The organism is Saliphagus sp. GCM10025334 (assembly GCF_042663485.1).
Lineage (GTDB): Archaea > Halobacteriota > Halobacteria > Halobacteriales > Natrialbaceae > Natronosalvus.
Genome location: NZ_JBHTAF010000002.1, coordinates 733,841 through 749,397, shown reverse-complemented (window position 1 = coordinate 749,397; position 15,557 = coordinate 733,841). Strand labels below are relative to the sequence as shown.

The 15,557-nt window shown below is 63.8% G+C and carries 15 protein-coding genes; 6 read left to right on the top strand and 9 right to left on the bottom strand.

Features of this window, described 5'->3' with window-relative positions:
* Positions 1-17: 17 nt before the first annotated feature.
* Both ACFQO4_RS11975 and ACFQO4_RS11970 read right to left on the bottom strand, forming a co-directional pair.
* Positions 18-353, bottom strand: a complete 336-nt coding sequence (locus ACFQO4_RS11975) for a DUF7521 family protein (protein ID WP_500261129.1) — start codon at positions 351-353, stop codon at positions 18-20.
* Position 354: 1 nt separating this feature from the next.
* On the bottom strand, positions 355-723 hold the full coding sequence (locus tag ACFQO4_RS11970) for a helix-turn-helix domain-containing protein (RefSeq protein WP_500261128.1): 369 nt from the start codon (positions 721-723) through the stop codon (positions 355-357).
* A gap of 105 nt (positions 724-828) precedes the next feature.
* On the opposite strand from ACFQO4_RS11970, the gene ACFQO4_RS11965 reads away from it, so the two are divergent.
* On the top strand, positions 829-1,212 hold the full coding sequence (locus tag ACFQO4_RS11965) for a hypothetical protein (protein ID WP_500261127.1): 384 nt from the start codon (positions 829-831) through the stop codon (positions 1,210-1,212).
* 22 nt (positions 1,213-1,234) lie between these two features.
* Here ACFQO4_RS11965 and ACFQO4_RS11960 read toward each other — a convergent pair whose 3' ends face one another.
* Both ACFQO4_RS11960 and ACFQO4_RS11955 read right to left on the bottom strand, forming a co-directional pair.
* Positions 1,235-2,224, bottom strand: coding sequence for a YeiH family protein (locus ACFQO4_RS11960; protein WP_500261126.1), 990 nt, complete (start codon positions 2,222-2,224; stop codon positions 1,235-1,237).
* Positions 2,218-2,358, bottom strand: coding sequence for a hypothetical protein (locus tag ACFQO4_RS11955; RefSeq protein ID WP_500261125.1), 141 nt, complete (start codon positions 2,356-2,358; stop codon positions 2,218-2,220). Before ACFQO4_RS11955 ends, ACFQO4_RS11960 begins: the two co-directional genes overlap by 7 nt.
* 266 nt (positions 2,359-2,624) lie before the next feature.
* Here ACFQO4_RS11955 and ACFQO4_RS11950 point away from each other — a divergent pair, with 266 nt between their 5' ends.
* On the top strand, positions 2,625-4,598 hold the full coding sequence (locus ACFQO4_RS11950; RefSeq protein WP_500261124.1) for an aconitate hydratase: 1,974 nt from the start codon (positions 2,625-2,627) through the stop codon (positions 4,596-4,598).
* Positions 4,599-4,707: 109 nt separating this feature from the next.
* Here the strand turns inward: ACFQO4_RS11950 and ACFQO4_RS11945 are convergent, their stop codons facing one another.
* Together ACFQO4_RS11945 and ACFQO4_RS11940 are read right to left on the bottom strand one after the other, a co-directional pair.
* On the bottom strand, positions 4,708-5,139 hold the full coding sequence (locus ACFQO4_RS11945; protein ID WP_500261123.1) for a hypothetical protein: 432 nt from the start codon (positions 5,137-5,139) through the stop codon (positions 4,708-4,710).
* Positions 5,140-6,237: 1,098 nt separating this feature from the next.
* Entirely contained in the window at positions 6,238-6,798 is a 561-nt protein-coding gene (locus tag ACFQO4_RS11940) for a flavodoxin domain-containing protein (protein WP_500261122.1), read from the bottom strand.
* Positions 6,799-7,243: 445 nt separating this feature from the next.
* Between ACFQO4_RS11940 and ACFQO4_RS11935 the strand changes: the two genes are divergently transcribed.
* Genes ACFQO4_RS11935 through ACFQO4_RS11920 form a run of 4 tightly spaced genes read left to right on the top strand, consistent with a single transcriptional unit; the run spans position 7,244 to position 12,191 of the window.
* Positions 7,244-8,353, top strand: coding sequence for a BMP family lipoprotein (locus ACFQO4_RS11935; RefSeq protein WP_500261121.1), 1,110 nt, complete (start codon positions 7,244-7,246; stop codon positions 8,351-8,353).
* A 54-nt stretch (positions 8,354-8,407) separates the two neighbouring features.
* Positions 8,408-9,982, top strand: a complete 1,575-nt coding sequence (locus tag ACFQO4_RS11930; RefSeq protein WP_500261120.1) for an ABC transporter ATP-binding protein — start codon at positions 8,408-8,410, stop codon at positions 9,980-9,982.
* Positions 9,979-11,112, top strand: coding sequence for an ABC transporter permease (locus tag ACFQO4_RS11925; RefSeq protein WP_500261119.1), 1,134 nt, complete (start codon positions 9,979-9,981; stop codon positions 11,110-11,112). Before ACFQO4_RS11930 ends, ACFQO4_RS11925 begins: the two co-directional genes overlap by 4 nt.
* Entirely contained in the window at positions 11,109-12,191 is a 1,083-nt protein-coding gene (locus tag ACFQO4_RS11920) for an ABC transporter permease (protein WP_500261118.1), read from the top strand. Before ACFQO4_RS11925 ends, ACFQO4_RS11920 begins: the two co-directional genes overlap by 4 nt.
* A gap of 34 nt (positions 12,192-12,225) precedes the next feature.
* Here ACFQO4_RS11920 and ACFQO4_RS11915 read toward each other — a convergent pair whose 3' ends face one another.
* The 3 genes from ACFQO4_RS11915 to ACFQO4_RS11905 all read right to left on the bottom strand — a co-directional run bounded on the left by ACFQO4_RS11915 (position 12,226) and on the right by ACFQO4_RS11905 (position 15,556).
* Positions 12,226-13,467 carry an MBL fold metallo-hydrolase gene (locus ACFQO4_RS11915; protein WP_500261117.1) on the bottom strand — a complete coding sequence of 414 codons (1,242 nt, stop codon included), beginning with the start codon at positions 13,465-13,467 and terminating at the stop codon, positions 12,226-12,228.
* 144 nt (positions 13,468-13,611) lie between these two features.
* A complete protein-coding gene (locus ACFQO4_RS11910) occupies positions 13,612-14,298 on the bottom strand; it encodes a hypothetical protein (RefSeq protein ID WP_500261116.1) in 687 nt (228 codons plus the stop codon).
* Between the two features lie 340 nt (positions 14,299-14,638).
* Positions 14,639-15,556: a hypothetical protein gene (locus tag ACFQO4_RS11905; protein ID WP_500261115.1), complete on the bottom strand. Its 918-nt coding sequence runs from the start codon at positions 15,554-15,556 to the stop codon at positions 14,639-14,641.
* Position 15,557 lies beyond the last annotated feature (1 nt).

The window sequence follows — 15,557 nt, the reverse complement described above, 5'->3', positions numbered from 1 at the left end:
CGGCCTCGAGTTCAACCTTACCCTCTTCCTCCGGTCGGCATCCAGAGAGCGTAGAGGATTGCCAGCAGACCCGTCACCTGGCTCGACTGTGAGGCGACGACGACGGCGGATTGGGGGATTCCCGGAACCGCGGCGTACAGGACGAAGAGACTGAACGGCACGGCGAGCACGAGGACGAACCCGAGCGCGAGAAACAGCATCGGTCGACTGTCGTTGCGTCGGTAGCCGCGGTAGGCCTGGTAGGCGATGAACACGCCGATGAGCACGCTCACGATCTGCGTCACCTGCTGGAACGCGATCACCCAGTCCGGCGGCATCGCCGGATCCCACAACTGGAGCGGCTGGAACGCCATCTCACATCCCCTCGATCAGCCGCGTGAATCGGTCCGCGGGGTCCTCGCGGCGGTCGACCCGCAACTCGAGGTGTCCGTCGCGCAGTTCGACCGTGAGTCGTTCGAAGTTCGTCGCGTACATGGTTCGGTGGTGGCCGCGTTCGGGGTCCGGTTTCGTCCGCTCGACGAGCAGGTCGCACTCGCGAAGGTCCTCGAGGCGACGGTAGATCGTGGGTTCAGAGACTCCACACCGTTCGCTCAGGGTTCTCGCCGACAGTGGTTCCTGGCTCGTCTCGGTGAGGATGGTCCGCGTTGTCGGATCCTCGAGCACGGTCGCGAGTCGCTCGACGTCCGCGTCATCCTCGGCGTCGGCGTCCGCATCCTCACTCACGATGGCCTCATTTCGACCCCACACCCGTATAGAACTTCCCACGACTACAGGGTCTGAAGCCGTGCTCGAGCCGTTATACTGGTCCTGGTCGTCTCGAGAGACGTCATGGTCACGACTACCCCTGACCGATCGGACGGCTCGAACCTCGAACGCGCGCGGCCGCTCTCACTCGGTGGTCTCGTGATCGTCCTCGCGAGCGTCGCGTTGAGCGCCGTCTCGTACGGACGCCTCGCAGGCACCGTCCGAATTCGGTGGACGATCGGCACCTACTACGGACCCGAACACGCGCCGACGCTGGCCGTCCTGGTCGCGTTTCCCCTGGCGCTGGCCGGGCTGTACGTCGGCGCCTGGTGGCTCCGAACCTGGCTGGTGCGCCGGGGAGCGATCGACGAGTTCGACGAGTTCCGACTCGTCTACGACGCCTGCGTACTGGCGATCCTCGGCGCGATCGTAGCGTGCCAGTTCGTCCTCGTCGTCCTGAACATCTAGCTCGAGCGCTCGCTGACAGGCGTCACAGCACGACGAGTGCAACCGCGAGCGACAGCACGCTCACGATGGCCACCGCGGCGACCACAACGAGCGCGGGAGCGATGCCAGCTCGCCTGAGGTCCGCCACCCGGATCTCCGTTCCGAGGCCGACGAACGCGAGCAGGAACAGCCAGTCGACCGCGTTCGCGAGCGACTCCTGCTGGGCCGGCGAAAAGACGCCCGCGCTCGAGAGCGCGACGAGCGCGAGAAATCCCAGCACGAACTTCGGGACGTTCGACCACAGCAGCCGCAGGGACGTCGATTCACCGGAGCCCCGGCGAGCGTAGTAGCTCGCGTAGCCGACCGCGACGACGCCGATGAGGGCATTGCGGGCGAGTTTCGTCATCGTCGCCCATTGCCCGGCGGTCTCCGAGTGGGCGAATCCGACGGCGACCACCGGACCGGTCGAGAGCATGCTGACACCGGCCCAGACGCCGAAGACCTGTCCGGAGAGTTCGAGCACGGAGCCGACGATCGGGTAGACGACGAGCGTGATCGCGTCGACCAGCAACACGGTGCCCGCCGCGTAGGCGATCTGGGTCTCTCGAGCACGAATTCCGCCGCCGACGGCGACGACGGCGGAGACGCCACAGATTCCGGCACCCGCCGCGAGCAACGAGCCAAAGCGCTCCGGGAGTCCGCCGACGGTTCGAGCGACCGCCTCGACGGTGAGGAGGGTGAGCGTCACCGTCGCGACCAGCAACAGGAGGACCGTCGCCCCCGTCTCGAGGATCGACTCGAGGGTCACCGACGCGCCGAGTAGGACGATTCCCGCGGCGAGCCAGATCTTGTGCGTCGCCAGTCCTATACGAAGTCGTTCGGGAACACCGACTCCGTTTGCCAGCACGACCCCGAGAGCGATCGCCAGGAGCAACTCGTTCGGTCCCGCGAGCGTCGAGAGGCCGCGAGCGAGTACCGCTCCGAGACAGAGCACGAGCAGGCCGGGCAGCGTTCTGGCGACGGCCGCTACCATGCAACGTCTACGCCGAAACCGCCGATGAGAGCGACGATCGCCAGGCCGACGACCACGCCCTGCCAGTCGGTATCGAGTTCGGTCCAGCGATCGACCGTTCCCTCGAGCACGCTGCCAACTCGATCGCCGTTCATGTTGGTAGCTGATTTATCCGCGGTTGTATAGGTACTGATTCCCGTCGTAGATTCCGGAAATTATTGCCATCCAACTCGACGACGTCGGAGACGCATCTGGAAGAATATGCACACGAACTCGAGTGCCAGTTTCTCGTTACTGTCTCGAACGCATACCTGTGGGAGCAATTATTGCAGAATAAACCGTTTTACAACCACGTTTTGGACGCTCACCCACTCGGAAACACGCTGGATTTATCAGGCAGGATAGCCCAGTTTGGGATGCTATGGGACAGACGCTCACCGAGAAAATTCTCGACGATCACCTCGTCGAGGGCGAACTCGAGACCGGCGAAGAGATCGGGATCGAGATCGACCAGGTGCTGACACAGGACACGACCGGCACGATGGTCTGGCTCCAGTTCGAGGCGATGGGACTGGACGAGGTCCAGACCGAACTGGCCGCCCAGTACTGTGACCATCAGACCTACCAGTTCGACTTCAAAAACACCGACGACCACCGCTTCCTGCGTTCTGCAGCCGGCACCTACGGGGCCCACTTCTCTCGCCCCGGCAACGGTATCTGCCACAACGTCCACCGCGAGAACTTCGCCGCTCCCGGCAAAACCCTGCTCGGATCCGACAGCCACACCCCGACGCCGGGTGGGCTGGGCGAACTCGCCATCGGCGCCGGCGGGATCGACATCACCGTCGCGATGGGCGGCGCCCCCTACTACATCGAGATGCCCGAGGTCGTCAACGTCCGCCTCGAGGGCGAACTCCCCGAGTGGGCCACCGCCAAAGACGTCATCCTCGAGATGCTCCGTCGCCTCACCGTCAAGGGCGGCGTCGGCAAGATCCTCGAATACACCGGCCCCGGCGCCGAGAGCCTCAGTGCTCCAGAGCGGATGACGATCACCAACATGGGGACGGAACTCGGCGCGACGAGCTCGATCTTCGCGACCGACGAGCAGACGAAAGACTACCTCGAGCGCGTCGGTCGCGGCGACGAGTACGTCGAACTCCAGCCCGACGACGATGCCGAGTACGACGACGAAATCGTCGTCGACCTCTCGGATCTCGAACCGCTGATCGCCGAACCGTCGATGCCCGACAAGGTCGTGCCCGTCAGCGAGGTCGCGGGAACGGACGTCGATCAGGTCATCGTCGGCTCCTGTACCAACGGCGCCTTCGAGGACATCCTCCCCGCAGCGAAGATGCTCGAGGGCCGCGAAGTGAACAAGACGACCGAGATGATCGTCGCCCCCGGTTCGAAGCAGGCTTCGGAACTGCTCGCCCGCCAGGGCTGGGTCGCCGAGATGATGGCCGCCGGCGTCAACTTCTCGGAGGCGACCTGTGGTGCGTGTATCGGCATCGGTCACGTGCCCGCCTCTGACTCCGTGAGCCTGCGGACGTTCAACCGTAACTTCGAGGGCCGCTCGGGCATCGAAGACGACAACGTCTACCTCTGTTCCCCGGAGGTCGCCGCCGCCGCGGCGCTCAAAGGCGAAATCATCGATCCGCGCGACCTGGCCGAGGAACTCGGCGACCTGGAGGATCCCGGCTTCGAACTTGCCGAGGAGTACAACGCCTCGAAAGCCGACCTCATCAGCCCCGACGAGGCCGTCGACGACGAACTCATCAAGGGACCCAACATCGGCGACGTCCCCCTCAAGGACCCCCTCGAGGCCGAACTCGAGGGTCCGGCGCTGCTGAAGATGGAGGACAACATCACCACCGACCACATCATCCCCGCGACCCAGGACATCCTGATGTACCGGTCGAACGTCCCCAAACTCTCCGAATTTACGCTCAGCCGCGTTGACGACACCTTCGCCCAGCGTGCGCTCGAGTCCGACGGCGGCTTCCTCGTCGCCGGCGAGAACTACGGCCAGGGCTCCTCACGTGAGCACGCTGCTCTGTGCCCGATGTATCTGGGCGTCGACGGCGTGCTGGCCCAGAGCTTCGCCCGGATCCACCGCGCGAACCTCTTCAACTTCGGCCTGCTCCCGCTGACCATCGACGAGGAGACCTACGACGCCATCGACCAGGGCGACGATATCGAGATCGTCGACGACGTCGAGGAAGCCGTCTCGAGCGGCGCCGAGGAGTTCACCGTCCGCGTCAACGGCGAGGAGGAGTTCACCGCCACACTGGACGCCTCCGAGCGCGAGCGCGACATCCTCGCTGCCGGCGGCAAACTCGCCTGGACGAAGGCTCAGGCCGAGGGCGGTTCCGGGGCGGCGCCCGCTGACGACTGAGGAACTGCCTGCAGTCGCTGTCGCCGACATCTTCTCTCTTTCGTCGCTTCGAACAGCCTCGGCTCGATCGAGGTCGCTCGACCTTCGCGGTCTCGACTCGCTTCTCGAGTTACTCCGACTCCCATCCCTCGGCTCGTTCGCGCCACCGCCGCTGCTGTTCGCGCTCGGTGACGTGTCCCTGGCCGTCGGCGAGTTCGTCCCGGACGGTCGCCTCGAAGTCGGTCAGCTCCCGCAGGAACCCGTTGGAGAACTCCTCGATCAACTCGTAGGTCCACCGGTCACCGACCGAGCCAGCGGGCAGGTACTCGTCCCTGAGGTCGTTCGCCCGGGTCTCGTGGCCCGCCTCCCGGAGGCGGTCCTCGGCGTCGGCGATCTGATCCATCGCGTGGCCGACTTCGTGGTGACACTCGAGCAGCGCGCCGTAGCCCCGGTGGAGGTGTTCGACCGCGAGCTGGAGGTCGTGGAGGGCGTCCTTTTCGGCGTCGCTGAGCTCGAGGTCGGTCGCCTTCGCGTCGTCCGCGTTCTTGTCGTCGGGATCCATACGCGCTCGACATCGGACGGCCGGAAAAATGTTTTCGGGGCACCAGAGCGTCGTCACTGGGTTGGCTGTTGGACTCCCCTCGTCGCTGCTACTTATCGCGGTCGCTGGTCAGGGCGTTGTGGTTGGTCGGCGGCTTCCTTGGGTTTGTAGTAGCGCTGCCAGCGGTCTCCGTCCTGAATTGGTTAACCGGTGTCCTCCTCAGGTTCGGCGGCCCGGTGCAGCCCACCCCTGCCATTTGCGCCGCTGGGTTCGCAATCGCTGTCGGCATCGGTACAGTTGCCGCCATAATCGCGGCTGACGTCTCAGCCGGACCTCAGCGCTTGCGAGGTTGGACTTATCGCGCTTCAATTCACTCATAATTGGGGAATTCGTCCGGAAGAGTCGTTACGATCCTGACCCAAAGCCAATTATGAAGATCGCCGATGGGAGCGTACATAGGAAAGTGCTCCTTCAAGAACGTGGCCCACACTCCAATTTCCGAATATGGGGCCTCTCGGGCAGTTTGGGGCGCATCTACCTTTCTCGAGGCGGGTACACAGAGTGAGCGGTGAGCGCAGCCGTCTCGTGGCCGGCACTCGCTGCGTAGAGCCAAGCCTCGAGCAGCCAGACAGGAATAACCGCCACGAGAACTCCTCTAGTACGCGTTTTCTCTCTCAAAGGCCGTCTCGGCCTTCCTGGCTATTACAGTGCTGGTTCCACCCTCAAAACGATAGCAGAGAACCGATTATGAACTTTCAGACAGCCCGCTGAGAGCCCACCCGTTCGACTCGAGTAGGTGAACGTGATCTCCGCAGAAAAGGCTCGACACCGCCGAACCCAGTTTCGAGATCCCAATTCGAGTCACTCTTCGTCTCGCTTCACTTTCGAGTGGCTACCAACTTGAAAACCGCAAGATGGAAACCGATTATGAATATTTGAGCGGGCGATCTCCGCCACGTTTTCGAACCACTCCCTACTCATCTTCTCCCCGCTAGTGACGACTATCAGTGACTGACCGCTATCTCGAGTTCCCATCGACCGCTCAAACACGTCTTCCTAGTTCCGCCTCCAACTCACGTCTTCACCGTTCTTCCGGATACTCAGTCCGGTTATGAATAGTTACGAGGCGTTCGAGCTATGATCGTCTACAAGCGTCGCGAACTCGCACACGAACGCCTCGATGTCGTCCCAGTCAGTGTACTCGTGATCTCGACTGGTGTCGGTCGCCAGCCCCTCCTTGCCGGCGATGCGGCGCACGATGAAGCGCGTGAGCAGTCCGTACTCGCGGTATTTCAGCGCACCGGCGACGAGGTGGGTTCGCGTCGGCGACCACCCGGTCTCCTGGAGGACGTCGTCGACGTACTCGTTCGTGGTTCGGTCGGGGTCCTCGCTGTCGGTCGCTGCTGTCAGGCTCACCGAGACGAACGCCGAGGGGACGCGCTCGAGTGCGTCCAGATTCTCGCGGACGAACGACACGGCGTCTGGCTGGTGGTTGCCCATGTGGACCGACGCGGCAACGACGACTCCGTCGTAGCGCGACAGCGAGAGTTCGGGCGGCGGGTGTTTCGTGCTGATTACGAGCGGGTCGTGGCCGGCGTCGGCGAGTACGTCGCCGATCCGGTCGGCGATGGCGGCCGTCTGCCCTTCAGTCGAGCCGTAGGCGACGAGGATGCGTCCCATCAGCGATCACCGTGTTGCTCGTCGAGACTCGAGGGTCGGCGTGCATGTCTCGGCGAACGGTGGGGTCGTGTGCGCGTAGTCATCAGGAAAGCCACCACATCGATCCCTATCAAGCCACCAGTGGCATTCCAAGTCTGAATTGGTGGGTGAAATCGATGGCGTTCGTCCGGTTTCACGTGTCAGTCGACGCTTGGAGGGACTAGCGGAACTTACGCGACGATCGTTCGGTCCGCTGAAGGTACTGATCTCTAGTCTGTATTTGCCGACACAACCACAACTGTACGTGTCGATCAGTCACTCTAACATATATTATAGTACTTCGATAAATAAGAATACAGAATATAAAATACAATCTGAATTCTGCCCTATACGGCTCTTTTAACGGCAAGAGTGACCTGTTGGGTCTAAATGATTTTATAGTAGGAGTCCCATATCTGGTAGTGACATGTTTTCCAGAACTGGTGGACGTGATGGGTCTGGAGAGTCGCGCAATACAACCGTACCGGTCGATCGGCGTTCTGTCCTTCGATCGGGGGCAGTCGTCGGTGGGATGGCCCTCGCCGGGTGTATCGGCGGGAACGGCGGAAGCGACGCCGAGTACCAGATGACCATCATCTCGAGCCCGGCGGGATTCGACGACCAGGCGTTCAACGATAATGCGCTCGAGGGACTGGAGCAAGCAGCCGACGAGTGGGACATCGACATTAACCAGATCGAAGAGACCAACCAGGGCGAGTACGGCCAGCGCCAGGCTGACGCCGCCGAATCCGAGCCGGATCTGATCGTCCTGGTCGCCGACCAGCACACCGAGCCGCTCCAGGAGAATGCCCAGGAGTACCCGGACGTGAACTGGATGCTCATCAACAACGTCGTCGAGGCGGAGAACGTCTCGGGGTGGATCGAGATGAACAACGAGATGTCGTTCCTCGCCGGTGTCGGCGCCGGGACGCTGACCCAGGAGGAGATCGAACACGAGGGGAGTTCGACCAATCCCGACGAGAACACCGTCGGCTTCGTCGGTGGCGAGGAAATCCCGTTGATCGAGGCGTTCCAGGTCTCGTACGAACAGGGCGTCCACTGGGTCGACGACAGCATCGAGGTGCTCACTGGTTACGGCGGCAGCTTCAACGACCCCTCGGGAGTCAACGACCAGGCCGTCTCACAGATCGAGAGCGGGGCCGACATCGTCTGGCACGCGGCCTCGGCCGCCGGTGAAGGGGCGTTCCAGGCCGCCGAGGATAACGGTCGATTCGCGCTCGGCGTCGACAGCGACCAGTCGGTCTCGTTCGACAGCTACCAGGACGTGATTCTCGGCTCGGCCATCAAGGCCCTCAACGAGGCCACCTACACGGTCGCAGAAGCCGTCGTCAACGACGACTGGGAGAGCGTTCAGGGCGAACAGAACCTCTCGACCGAAGGCGGACAGATCGACTGGGTGACCGGGCAGGCGTTCGAAGACAGCTTGCCCGACTCCCTCAATCAGAACATTGAAGACGCCAAGCAGGCCATTATCGACGGCGAGATCGACTTCGAATGCGGACCGACTGGATGCTAGTCGACGGGACGACCGTGCACTCAGGCGTTCCGTTCTCATCTCTTTGACCACTTCATGACTTCGCACAACCCACCACCGGCCGTCCGACTCGAGGGGATCACGAAACGGTTTGGCGACGTCGTCGCCAACGACCGCGTCGACTTCACGCTTGAGGCCGGCTCGATTCACGCCCTCCTCGGCGAAAACGGCTCCGGGAAGACGACGCTGATGAGCGTCCTCTACGGACTCTACGATCAGGACGAGGGGACGATCGTTATCGACGGCGAGCAACGGACGATCGACACCCCCCGCGACGCCATGGACGCGGGAATCGGCATGATCCACCAGCACTTTCAGCTCGTCGAGCCGATGACCGTCCTCCAGAACGTCATCCTCGGCCACGAACCCGTCGAGAACGGATTCGTCGACGAGGAGGCCGCACGAGAGTCGATCGAAGCTATCAGCGACCGCTACGGGTTCGAGGTCGCCGACCACCTCGACACCCCGATCCAGGACCTCGACCTCGGGACGAGACAGCGCGTCGAAATCGTCAAGAGCCTCTACCGGGGGGCGGACGTCCTCATTCTCGACGAACCGACGGCCGTCCTCACGCCACAGGAAGTCGACGGGCTGATGGCCGTCATGGAGGACCTCAGAGCGGACGGTCGCTCGCTCATCTTCATCTCGCACAAGCTCGACGAAGTCATGGCGATCGCCGACGACATCACCGTTCTCCGCGACGGAAAGGCGGTCGGCACCGTCCCCGCGTCGGACACCTCCGAGCAGGAGCTGGCCCAGATGATGGTCGGCCGCGAGGTGCTGTTCGATCGCGAACCTCGTGAGACCACCCCGGGATCACCGCTCCTCGAGGTCGAGGAGTTACGGGTCACGGGCGACCGCGGGCTCGAGAAAGTCTCCGGAGTCGGCCTTCAGGTCCGGGAGGGCGAGATCCTCGGCATCGCCGGCGTGCAGGGAAACGGCCAGACCGAACTCGTCGAAGCCCTCACCGGACTCCGGACGCCCGATTCGGGAGCGATCCGATTCGACGGCGACGACATCACCACGCTGTCGCGACGCGACCGCATCGAGGCGGGCATCGCCTACATTCCCGAGGACCGCCACGCCGAGGGGCTGGTGATGGACTACGACCTGGTCCGGAACGGACTGCTCGGCAATCAGACCATCGAGCCGTTCGCGAAAAACGGATTTATCGACTGGGCGCACGTCCGTGACCACACCGAGGAGATCATCGCGGAGTTCGACGTGCAACCGCCCGACGCCGACACCAGGGCGGCGTCGCTGTCCGGCGGGAACCAGCAGAAGTTCATCGTCGGCCGAGAGGTCGGACATAATCCATCGCTGTTGATCGCCTCGCATCCGACTCGCGGCGTCGACATCGGGTCGATCGAATTCATTCACAACCGACTGATCGAACTCAGGGACGAGGGACTGGCGATCGTTCTCGTCTCGTCGAAGCTCGAGGAAATCCAGAAACTTTCGGACCGAACCGCGGTCATGTACGAAGGGTCGTTCATCGACACCGTCGACCCGGCCGCGGTCACCGAGGAGGAACTCGGCCTCCTGATGGCGGGCCAGCGCCTCGCCGACCAGAACGAGCTGTCGGAGCCCGACAGCGAGGTCCAGCCATGAGTTCGGCCGACGAAAGCGGCACTCGATCGCTGGCGGACCGCGTCGCTGGTCGGCTCCTCCAGGCGACGGTCCTGGAACGACTCGGGATCGCCCTCGCGTCGGTCACGACGGCGATTTTCATCGGCCTGCTGATCGTAGCCGCCGCCGGGTACAGTCCGATCATGTTCCTGAACAACCTGATCGTCGGCGCGCTCGGCAGCGAGCGCATCCTGGCGCGGACGTTGCGACTCTCGACGTTCTTCATCCTGACGGGCGTCGCCGTGGCGATCGCGTTCAGAGCCGGCGTGTTCAACATCGGCGTGCAGGGACAGTTCGTCGTCGGCGGCCTGTTCTGCACCGTGTCGATCCTCTGGACGGCCCCGTTCTTGCCAACCGGTGCCGTCGGCGGAATCGGCCTGATGCTCGTCGGCACGGTCGCCGCCGCCGTCGGCGGCGGCCTCTACGGAGCGCTTCCCGGCGTGTTGAAGGCATACGCCGACGCGAACGAGATCATCACGACGATTATGCTGAACTTCATCGCGATCGGCGTCGTCAGCTGGCTGCTCACGAACCCGCTCCGGGCGGAGGGATCGACGAACGTGCAAACCGAACGGCTCCCGGACCACGTCGGCCTCCCGCCGATCGTCTTCGGCGATTCGGGGTTCTCGGTGATCGGCCTCGTCCTGACGCTCGCGCTCGTCGCGGTCGTCGCTATCGCGATGACGCGAACGGGGATCGGGTACGACATGGTGACCAGCGGCTACCAGGCCGGGGCGGCGGTGTACTCCGGCGTCGATGCGAAACGGACGATCGTCGCGACGATGACGTTTTCCGGGGCCGTCGCCGGGCTCGCGAGCGCGGTCTACGTCATCATGTTCCAGGGGCGGTTCATCGAACCGGCCAGCATCCACACCTACGGCTACGACGCGATCGCCGTCAGCCTGCTCGCCGCGAACAATCCGCTCGGGGTCGTGCCGGCCGGGCTGTTGTTCGGCGGGCTCAACTCCTCGAGTTCGTACATCCAGACCTACAGCGACGTGCCCGTCCAGCTGATCGACGGCATCGTCGGCATCGTCATCGTCTTCGTGGCCGCGCCGGAGCTGTTCCGAATGGCTGCCAAGCGAGCCGGTCTCGGTGGTGACGAGCGATGAGCGGCCTCGAGTACGCTCGTCACCGCGGCGTCCGACTCGTCGGCCTCGTGCTCGTCGTGCTGGCAGCCCTCGGGGTCCTCGGGGCCGTCGTCTTCGACGTTCCGCTCGCCGAGGTGCTGTCCGACGGCCTCGAGACCCTCGCCAGCATCGTGACGCCGGGCTACGTCGCCCGGTCGATGGAGATGGCCGCCCCCATCACGCTCGCGGCGATTGGCGGGCTGTACGCGGAGAAAAGTGGCGTGTTCAACATCGGGCTCGAGGGGTTCATGATCTTCGGCGCCTTCTTCGCCGCCGCCGCGACGTACTTCGTCGGCGCCGGCGGGGCCGTCCACGCCTGGGTCGGGATCGTTATTTCGGTCCTGCTCACGATGGGTCTGGCCGTGCTCTTCGCCGTATTGTTGATCCGGTACAAGGCGGATCAGATCGTGGCCGGACTGGGGGTCTGGTTCATCGGCCTCGGTCTCGTGCCGTTCACGGCGGCCGTCATCTGGGGGAGCAGAAACAGTCCGCGCCTCCCCGGCGTCGGGCGGTTGACGATCCCGGGACTCAGCGAAATTCCCTTCCTCGGCCGGGTCGTCTTCGACCAGTCGCCGCTGGTCTGGCTCACCGTCCTCGTCGCGGTCGGGGCGTGGATCTTCCTCTACCGCACGCAGTACGGCTACTGGATCCAGGCAGCGGGCGAGAATCCGGAGGCGCTCGACACCGCCGGTATCGACGTCAATCGCGTCCGCTACGCGACGGTGATCTTCTCCGGTGGACTGGCCGGCCTCGGCGGCGCGGTGCTTCTCGCACACAGTTCGTCGTTCGTCGGAACCGGGCAGACGATGGTCGACGGTCGCGGTTGGCTCGGCATCGTCGCCTACCTGTTCGGCAACTACAACCCGCTCGGAGCGGCCGCCGCGGCCCTCCTCTTCGGCGGCGTCGACATGTTGCAAGGCCAGTTCCAGACGCTCAACATCGAGGCCTCCTCGAAGCTGCTGGGGCTGCTGCCGTACGTCGTCGTCATCGTGGTCCTCACGGGTTGGGGGAAGACGCAGGTTCCCTCCTCCGTCGGCGAACCCTACGAGTCCGAGGAGTGATCTCTGGACGTCGACCGAGCAGTTCGCACTCTTTCTACTCGAGGACTACGCGCTCGCCCAGCTCGGGGGCGGACGCGTCGAAGCCGTCGGCCCGGAGTTCCTCGGCGAACCACTCACAGCGATCCCCGTGGTTTACGAGCACCTGCGAATCGCGGTAGGACTTGAGGAACGACTCGAGCCCCGCCCGGTCGGCGTGGGCCGAGAAGTCGTACTGCTCGACCTGGGCGCTGACGGGCATCACCCGGCCGTCGATTTCGGCGCTGCCGGTCTCGAGGAGGTCCCGGCCGGGCGTGCCCTCGACCTGGTAGCCCGTCATGGCGATCTTGTTCGCCGGGTGGCTTCGGATTGCGGGGACGTAGGTCATCGCCGGGCCGCCGTGGAGCATCCCGCTGGTCGTCACGATGACGGTGTTCTGGTCGGCGATGCGTTTTCGCTGGCCGTCTCGGCCGTCGACGAACCGGGCGTTCCCTTTCGCCCGGCGCAGTTCGTCGGGGTCTCGCAGGAAGTCGCGATTTCGCGGGCGCAAGAACAGGTCGGCGACGCGAGTGCCCATCCCGTCGACGTAACACTCGAGGTCGTGTTCGGCGCAGATGCACATCACTTCCTGGGTACGGCCGATGCCGAAGGCGGGGACGACGACCGTGCCACCTTCCCAGATCGTCGTTTTGAGACTGTCGACGAATGCGCGCTCGATATCCGCCCGCGGGGGACGGGTCGTGTCGGCGTACGTGCTCTCACAGACGACGACGTCGGCGTCGGGACGGGCGGTCGTCCCCGCCAGGAGGTGCTGGTCTTCGGTGTGGAAGTCGCCGGTGTAGAGCAGGCGGGTATCCCCGTCATCTACCAGAACGTGGGCGCTCCCGGGGACGTGACCGGCGTCAAAGAACGTCACCTCGTAACCTGCGGCCTCGAACGATTCCTCGTAGCCGTGGGTCTCCGAGACCTGCGTCAGGCGGGCGAGTTCGGCCTCGGTGAACGGACAGTCGTAGCTCCCGCCGTGGAGTTTCAGCGTATCTCGAGCCAGCACCATCGCGAGGTCGGAGCTGGGCTGGGTCCAATGGATCGGCGGGCGAGCGTCGCCCGACAGCAGCGCGGGAAGGGTCCCGACGTGATCGAGGTGGCCGTGGGAGACGACGACGGCGTCCGGGTCGGGTTCCCGGAGCGGGAACGCGGGCGGATTCCCCGAGTCCATTCCGAAATCGAGTAGCAGAGAATCGTCCACCAGGAGGGCGCTCCGACCGATCTCGCGGGCCCCACCGAGAAACTCGAGGTGCATCTCTACTCTGTCTGGGGACTCGAGCGATTTGGCTCCGGCGATCCGGTCGAGTTGCGTCCGGATTGAACCCCACGAGAAGTAACCAGCGATATTGAGGGGGACATCTGAGCAATACTCAGTCTATGTCTCTCCGGATGTGACTGGCTACGGGTTATTCATCGTGCCCCACTCGAGCCATCCTTCAACGTGGTCAATTTTCGCGGGGTCGCACCGTAGATAGGGGAAGTAGACCGTTCGTGTGTCTCCCGGAGATAGATCGATACCAAATTCTGTACTTCGTTCAGCGTAGGCCACTGTCGTCTCATCGAGGTACGCCTTCAGGTATGGGTAGAGCGTGACGTCCTTCGTGTGATCGTTGGAAACTGTCCCAACGTATCCATACACCGGTGCGTCATCGTACGTTCCAATCTGGCCCCAGTCCCCATCGATTGTCGCGTACTCCTCTGGAACGGTCCCGATATCCTCGACCCCACCGCCATCAATGGTGAGTGTGTACCCGTCTATCGCGTCAGGATCTCCCTCAGCACTCACCACCGTGAACAAATACGTCTCGTCCTCATCAACGCCAAAACCTCGATCCGATCCGCGTGAACCGTCGGAAAACTCCGCTCGAATCCTTGGAATATTCCCCGTTTCCCACTCAATTCGACCACGAACACCGTATCGACCGCTCTCGGTGTCTCGGAAAAATTCGTGATCGGTAACGACGTCCGCGAACCACCCGTCAACGCTTGAACCGAGGGATTCGCCTTCGGTACAAAGTGGCGTTATATCCTCGTCGAACGTCGCTGTGGCAACCGTCTCGACGTCTCGGTCGTCGCCAGGCGTCAAGTCAGACCGGTCGTCTAGTGTTGAGACACGCGATAGACACCCCGCCGTACAAGCAGCCGGGAGCGAGACCGCTCCAAGTACGTACTGTCTTCGCCGCATTTGTTAGCTCATTTACCGCTCTACGCATAAATACCGGTGTCAAAAGGAAACGATGCTGTAGCTCTGTCTTCGAGACGTGTGCCTCTCTCCTGACAGTCTCGTTCGGCTCGGACCCACTCTAAAGAAGAACAAGTGTCGGGAATATCTCTCCACGGGTGTGCTCTCGGTAGCAGCCTATACTGACCGTCTGACATTATCTGTGACTTCCTGCCAGTAACCCACGACGTCAGTCGTGGGCTTGTCAGTGGACAAGTTCGCTCCCGAGCCAGCGAAGCGGTCGCTCGAGCCGACCCAGCGCGGTTTCGTCGAGGTGATCGGCGAGGCGGGCGTGGGCGGCTGTCGCCGCCTCGAGTCGTGGGACGAGCACTGTCCGAAGACGGGGGTCGTCGGGGAGTGACCCAGTGATCGCCTCGCCCTGGAAGCCACGAATCATCGCCTGTCGAACCGTCTTGCGGTGGTCGCGAGCGAGGCGTTCGGGTGGGCTCGCGATTTCGTCGAGCGATCCGCCCGGAACGGCGTCGAGGAGGGTTCCGAGGTGGCGCCCGTACGCTCGAAGCGGGTCGGCTGCATCGAGTCGGTCGCCGACGACGGCCCCCAGGATGCAGCCGCAGCCGGTGAGGGCGGCCAGTGGGCCTGTTTCGACGGTCGATTCGAGCGCTGGTTTCGATTCCGATTCCAATTCCGACTCCGATTCCATCTCCCCGTCGCCCGCGCTCCCGCCACGACAAATCGCCGCAGGCAACTCGCTCGAGGCATCGGTGAACGCGCGAACGCCCACGAGCGCCCGTTCGGCGTCCAGCGGGGCCGCCCCAACCGCACTGTGCGCGCGAGCGAACAGGTAATCGCTCGCCAGCAGCGCCGTCTCGCGGTCGTCGGTTCTCTCCGATAGCGTCGCGCGTCGCAGCCGGACGTACCCCTCGAGGGCGACCAGCGCGGTGGCCAGGGACTCGAGCGTCGCGGCCGAGGCGCCGACGCTCGAGTCGGCGTCGACGGTCGTCGCGACGGTCCGACAGAGGGTGACCGGAAGCGAGTCGTCTGGAGGCGGACAGGCGCGCAGTGAGAGTGCCCGGACGGACGGGGTGAGCCCCGTCCCTCGAACGAGTTCGGCACCGTTGCCGCTGACGTCACCATCGTCGACGAAGGGATTCGACCCGGTCATT